The following is a 6,612-nucleotide window of genomic DNA, read 5'->3' as shown; positions in this document are numbered from 1 at the left end:
TGCTCGGACTTGGACAGCAGGCCCAGGGTCAGGATGGCCTCGGCCAGCACGTCGGTGTCGGCGTAGAGGAAGGCGAGCGGGACGCCCAGCGACTGCGCGATGCGGCGCGCGGTGGCCAGACCGGCGTCGTGGACGCCCTTTTCGTAGCGGTTGATGCGGACCGCGGCCGTTTCTTGCGGCAAACCCATTTCAACTCCCTCCTTCGATGTTCACTGTCAAGCGCGAGGCAAGGTGCCATACGCATCTACGAAGAGAGTTGTGAAAATATTCTGCGGAGTCAATTTCGATAAACGTAATAACGATAAACGTAATATGTGAGATCTATCACGAGCCCAACCCAATACCCACATCACCTAGAGATATGAACTACTCTGCGGCACCAGTTGCATCAATAAAGCTAACTATCTCTCTCGCGAAACGATCAAGCCCCCAAATCTCGAATGTTGAACCAACGAGTGAAAGCACTTCGGCCACAAGAATAGGATGCGTCGACCCACCAATGCTCCAGTCTGGCTTTTTATCATCGGTAACAAGCACACAATGCTCAAAAGCCTCGCCAACGCCTTTAGCCTTACTTAATCCCGAAAGAAAATCAGCCCAGACGTAGAAATCACCATCCAAATCGTCTTTGAATCCAGGCGGCGTTTTAGTACGTTTCCGATGACGTGCAATAGACTGAAATCTTGCTCTTGGAACGTAGCTGACTTTCGCCTTAGCAGCGAGCATCTCACAAATGCTTGCCAGATTTGCGACCGTCTTAGCATCACGCACATAGCCGAAGTCTGAAGCCATTTCTTCAGCTAGCGAAGAAAATTTCTCCGAGAATTCACCGAAACGAGAGTCAACTCGCTGCATATCGGCATTAAAAGATTCAAAATTCTTCTTCAATGAAACAGATACCGACTGCAAAGCAGCAAATTGATTATTCCAAAACTCCTGAATTATCTGACCAGGAATTATTAAAGACGCTTTGTGCCGGGCGCCAAAATAATCGATGATGTCAGTCAGGCGAGTATGATTAGATAGTTTTAAGAAAACGTTCGCATCAATCCCGATTGCAATTTCATCGAGTTTCCTTTCTCCAAATTTCTTCCCTTGCAGGGCAAGCTTAAGCGTATTGAGTGAATCGATAGGAACGCGCCTATCCAGAACATCCTCTAAAACCGCAAATTCGTCAGAGGAAGCAACCATCTCAGTCACACCAGACTTTTTTAGCTGCTTCGGTAAGAATTTCGGCAATCTTCTGAATAGATTGTTCATTCCAACCCTCAAGCTCCTGAAGATTTTGCGTAATTTCTTTTGGCACCCCTGAAGGCAACAAAACTGCCTTCACACCTTCCCATGTGCTAGCAGCTTTCGGCCTTCTATCGACAGTGGCCAAATAGGTATTAGCGATCGTCCCGCCCCAATAGGACATTTGCTCTTCAGTTAATCCTTCCCACGCTATTTGCTGACGAGGCGCTATGAAGTGAAGAATCCCGCTGTGATCGGGAGTCATATCTTTCTGAACTACAGATCTTCGCAGAAAAGCGAGGACCGCCTTATTGAAAGAACGCGTTTCAAACTGCTCCAAAAATGCTTCGTCTGATGGATCTAAAGAGATCATTGCAGAAGTAGCCGCACTCCATTCGTTCGCTTGAGCAACGTTTCTAGCAGCTTCACTTAGCAGCCTCTCAACGTTACCAGTTCCTAGATTTCCGGCAACTATTCTTCTAACAACTAGTCGCAAAACATAACGCATGCCATCAATAGGCGAGGGCACATTGGCGATCGCCAGTAATAACGGCCTGACGGAAATTACCCCGAGACTATCGAAAGCAGAAAAGATCCGGAGAGCCTCATTGTCGGCCGGCCCATCAAGAGTTGGATCTATCATTTGCAAATAAATCGGCAAATTGGCTTCCAACTCATTCATAAGCTCCGGAATCGTCGGAGGCTGCCTTGAGCCGAAAGTCTGCCTCTGCGCTATAAAGTCAAAAAGGTCCTTGGGCAAGATGTAGCCACCACGAACCGTTACTACATGTCGAATATACTGAACAAATGAACTGGAACCAGCGACAGTAAAGTTCCTCGCAATTCTCTGCCACTGTTCGTATCGCTTATTTCGCTCCGCTACTGGCGTTTGGCTTAAGACGTAATTTTTTAACAGATCCGCCGTAGTCAACTCTCGCCCACGAGTATTAATTACCTCGAACACACGATATGCAGAGGCAGCATCCGGATGCACAAAGACAGCAAAATAGAGCTTATTCGTTATAAACTCAGTCCAGACCCCAAGCTTTTTAAAGGGATCCTCTTTTAAATCCTTTTGAAGCTCCTTCTCCAAAAAAGAATAGGCTTCGTACATCCTCTTCGATAAAGAATCCTCGTCAAGCAGTTCAAGCTGCTGAACCTTTCCGTTCCTAATAAGCGACTGAAGAGTAGCGTCGTCAATTGTGTCGGAAAGTTTTACGCGGGGCTTCACCTCGTCTGTTTCATAATCTATTGCGTAGAGGAAATCGGATTGAATTCGCTCAGCCAAGGCCTTACGCCCAACCTTCAATGCCTCGTGATTAAGAATTGCAGCAAGAAGCGTAAGAGTCAGAAGCCGTTGCTGCCCGTCTACGACGTGATTTCTGCCTCCCTCCTCAGTAAGTATCAACAGACCCAGGAAATAAGTATCCTCGCCCGCTGAACTTTTCAGATCGCCCCAAAATTCTGAAACCTCATCCTGCTGCCATGCATACTCCCGCTGATAAAGCGGCACTTCGAAAGTTGAATTCGAAAAGAGGGAGCCTGCTGTAGTGGCGGACGCATTTAGTAGTGCCTGCATAAATCATCCTTTGAATTAACAGCCAGTCAGCTACAAAACCAGCGCGACCAAGGCAAAAAACCCAATAAAAAAGAAGGCCCGAAACCGGGCCTTCTTTTACACGGCAATAGGATTAGGCTTCTCTATATCAATCTTGTACTGCTTGATCGCCCGAGCCACATCCTTCCCGGTCATCTTCCCTTCCGCCGCGAGCGCCGCAATGGCCGCATGGGCGATGTAGTACCGATCGACCTCGAAGTGACGCCGCAGGTTCGCCCGCGTATCCGACCGCCCGAACCCATCGGTGCCGAGCACGGTGTAGCGCATCGGCACGTAAGCGCGCACCTGCTCCGGGTACACGCGGATGTAGTCGGTCGCGGCGATCGCCGGGCCCTGACGGCCTTCCAGCAGCTCGGTGATGTACGGCTTGCGCGGGGTCTTCGCTTCCGGGTTGAAGCGGTTGAAGCGTTCGCAGTCGACGGCGTCGCGGGCGAGCTCGTTGAAGCTGGGGCACGACCAGATGTCGGCGGTGACGCCAAAGTCCTTGTCCAGCAGTTCGGCCGCGGCGATGGCTTCGCGCAGGATGGTGCCGCTGCCCATCAGTTGCACGCGCAGTTCGCCCTTCTTGGGCTTGCCGGCGTCCTTGAGCAGGTACATGCCCTTGATGATGCCTTCGGCGGCGCCTTCGGGCATGTCGGGGTGCGGGTAGTTTTCGTTCATCAGGGTGAGGTACCAGTACTCATCCTGCTGTTCGGTCAGCATGCGCTGCATGCCGTGCTGGAACAGGGTCACGACCTCGTAGCTGAAGGTGGGGTCGTAGCTGCGGCAGTTCGGGATCAGGCCGGCCTGGACCATGCTGTGGCCGTCTTCGTGCTGCAGGCCTTCGCCGTTGAGGGTGGTGCGGCCGGCGGTGGCGCCGAGCAGGAAGCCGCGCGCGCGCATGTCGGCGGCCTGCCAGGCGCTGTCGCCGATGCGCTGGAAGCCGAACATCGAGTAGTAGATGTACAGCGGCAGCATCTGCAGGTCGTTGGTGCTGTAGCTGGTGGCGGCGGCGAGCCAGGACGCGAACGCGCCGGCTTCGGTGATGCCTTCTTCCAGCACCTGGCCGGTGGTGTCTTCGCGGTAGTACATGAGCTGGTCGCGGTCGACCGGCTTGTACTTCTGGCCGTGCGGGGCGTAGATGCCGAGCTGGCGGAACAGGCCTTCCATGCCGAAGGTGCGGGCTTCGTCGGCGACGATGGGAACGAGGCGCGGGCCGACCTGCTTGTCGCGCAGGGCGATGTTGAGCGCTTGCACGAACGACATCGTGGTGCTGATCTCGCGATCGCCGGTGCTCTTGAGCAGGCGGTCGTAAGTTTCGAGCTTGGGCACATCGAGCGAGGTGCTGGCCTTGCGGCGGCGCTGCGGCAGGTAGCCGCCCAGCGCCTTGCGGCGCTCGTGCATGTATTCGATCTCCGGCGACTTGTCGCCGGGGTGGTAGAACGGCACGGCGCCGTCCTTGAGCTGTTCGTCGGTGACCGGGATGTTGAAGCGGTCGCGGAACAGACGGACGGCTTCGTCGTCCATCTTCTTGGTGCCGTGGGTCGGGTTCAGCGATTCGCCCGACGCGCCCATGCCGTAGCCCTTGACCGTCTTGGCCAGGATCACGGTGGGCATGCCCTTGGTGTTCACGGCTTCGTGATAAGCCGCGTAGACCTTGTGCGGGTCGTGGCCGCCGCGGTTGAGGCGCCAGATGTCCTCGTCGGACAGGTTGGCGACCAGCGCGGCGGTTTCCGGGTATTTGCCGAAGAAGTTGTCGCGGGTGTACTTGCCGCCGAAGGCCTTGCAGTTCTGGTATTCGCCGTCGACGGTTTCCATCATCAGCTGGCGCAGCTTGCCGGTGGTGTCGCGCGCCAGGAGCGGATCCCAGTAGCTGCCCCAGATGGTCTTGATGACGTTCCAGCCGGCGCCGCGGAACTGGCCTTCGAGTTCCTGGATGATCTTGCCGTTGCCGCGCACCGGGCCGTCGAGGCGCTGCAGGTTGCAGTTGACGACGAAGATCAGGTTGTCGAGGCCTTCGCGGCCGGCGACGGAGATCGCGCCGAGCGATTCGGGTTCGTCCGTCTCGCCGTCGCCGAGGAAGGCCCAGACCTTGCGGTCGGACTTCGGCATCAGGCCGCGGCCTTCGAGGTACTTCCAGTTGCGCGCCTGGTAGATCGCGCTGATCGGGCCCAGGCCCATCGACACGGTCGGGATCTGCCAGTAATCGGGCATCAGCCACGGGTGCGGGTACGAGCTGACGCCGCGGCCGTCGACTTCCATGCGGAAGTGGTCGATCTGCGATTCGCTGATGCGGCCTTCCAGGAACGAGCGCGAGTAGATGCCCGGCGAGCTGTGGCCCTGGATGCCGATGAGGTCGCCCGGGTGGTCGGCCGAGGGGGCGCGCCAGAAGTGGTTGAAGCCGACGTCGTACAAGGTGGCCGCGGAGGCGAAGCTGGCGATGTGGCCGCCGAGGTCGCCTGGCTTGCGGTTGGCGCGCACGACCATCGCCATGGCGTTCCAGCGGATCAGCGAGCGGATCCGCCATTCCATCGCGGCGTCGCCGGGGCTCTTGGCCTCCAGGTGCGGCGGGATGGTGTTGATGTATTCGGTGGTCGGCTGGAACGGCAGGTGGGCGCCGGCTCGGCGGGTCACCTCGACCATGCCCTCAAGCAGCTGATGGGCGCGCTCGGCGCCGTCGCGGGCGATGACGGCCTGTACGGATTCGACCCATTCCTGGGTCTCGGTCGGGTCGGGGTCGTTCTGCAGCAGGTCGTGCAGGGAGCTGGCAAGCGGCTGGTTCATCGATCTCGCGGCCCCTGTGGCCGCGCCTCGTGTTTGTGGGGGCGGATTAGAGCGTCGAGTCTAACAAACGGGGGGTGCGTGGCGGCTTGCTTTAGGTGGTCGGAGGGGTGGGATAGTCCGTTTTGGCTAGGGGGTTTGGGGTGGCGGGTGGGTGGATACGCGGGCGTGTGGTTGGGGGCGCCGGCGGTTGAATTGGCGCGGTCGCGGCTCGCGCCGCTCCTACATGGGCTACCTGTAGGAGCGGCGCGAGCCGCGACCGCGTCAATACGATGGCCGGCGCTACGCCCCTATCCGGCGTAATCCGACCCGGCCCGGCGGCTTTTCCCGATTTGGCGTTCCGGCCCCGCTGGCGACGCTGGGCTCATGGACGAATCGATGGCTCTCGCGCCGGTTCGCGGCCACGCGGCTTTACGCCGCGGCCGGGTCTCGGAAGCGCAACGGATTTACCTGCTGACCTTCGTGACGCAGGGGCGCACCGCCTGGTTCACGAACGGGCTGTTGGCCGAAGCCGCACTGGCAGCGTTGCTGGATCGGCGTTCGTGGGCGCGTTCGACGCTGCTGGCCTGGGTGCTGATGCCGGATCACTGGCATGGGGTTATCGAACTCGCGCCGGATGAATCGCTGCCGGCGCTGGTGCGGCAGCTCAAATGTGCGAGTTCGCGGCGGGTGCGCGCGGCGATGGGGGCGACGGTGCCTTGGGCGGTGTGGGCGTCGGCGTATCACGACCGGGCGTTGCGGAAGGACGAGGGGTTGGTGGCGATGGCGAGGTATGTGGTGATGAATCCGGTGCGGGCGGGGTTGGTGGAGCGGGTGCGGGAGTATCCGTATTGGGATGCCGTCTGGGCGGAGCGGAAGGTTGCGGTCCCGGCGGTTGGTTGCGCGGTCGCGGCTTGCGCCGCTCCTACAGGTAGCCCAGATGGCTCCGAAGCCCCTGTAGGAGCGACGCAAGTCGCGACCGCGACAACCGAACTACGGAGAAACGATCCGTTAGCCGAGAC

At 58.2% G+C, this 6,612-nt stretch carries 3 protein-coding genes and 2 pseudogenes; 1 reads left to right on the top strand and 4 read right to left on the bottom strand.

Annotated elements, in window-relative coordinates:
- From A7A76_RS16965 to aceE, 4 genes and pseudogenes are all read right to left on the bottom strand, one after another.
- A pseudogene (locus A7A76_RS16965) lies at nt 1–188 on the bottom strand (transcriptional regulator); the annotation flags it as partial.
- A gap of 178 nt (nt 189–366) precedes the next feature.
- Entirely contained in the window at nt 367–1,260 is an 894-nt protein-coding gene (locus A7A76_RS16960) for a PIN-like domain-containing protein (RefSeq protein WP_206412308.1), read from the bottom strand.
- Nucleotides 1,193–2,812 (bottom strand): DUF262 domain-containing protein, encoded by a 1,620-nt coding sequence (locus A7A76_RS16955; protein WP_206412307.1) that lies wholly within the window; start codon nt 2,810–2,812, stop codon nt 1,193–1,195. Before A7A76_RS16955 ends, A7A76_RS16960 begins: the two co-directional genes overlap by 68 nt.
- A 96-nt stretch (nt 2,813–2,908) precedes the next feature.
- Nucleotides 2,909–5,614 carry a pyruvate dehydrogenase (acetyl-transferring), homodimeric type gene (gene aceE, locus A7A76_RS16950; RefSeq protein ID WP_206412306.1) on the bottom strand — a complete coding sequence of 902 codons (2,706 nt, stop codon included), beginning with the start codon at nt 5,612–5,614 and terminating at the stop codon, nt 2,909–2,911.
- Between the two features lie 363 nt (nt 5,615–5,977).
- Between aceE and A7A76_RS26780 the strand changes: the two are divergent.
- Nucleotides 5,978–6,433, top strand: a pseudogene (locus A7A76_RS26780) (REP-associated tyrosine transposase); the annotation flags it as partial.
- Nucleotides 6,434–6,612 lie beyond the last annotated feature (179 nt).

Source organism: Lysobacter enzymogenes (assembly GCF_017168095.1).
Taxonomy (GTDB): domain Bacteria; phylum Pseudomonadota; class Gammaproteobacteria; order Xanthomonadales; family Xanthomonadaceae; genus Lysobacter; species Lysobacter enzymogenes_D.
The sequence above is the reverse complement of the archived record's forward strand: the minus strand, read 5'-3'. Positions and strand labels throughout refer to the sequence as shown.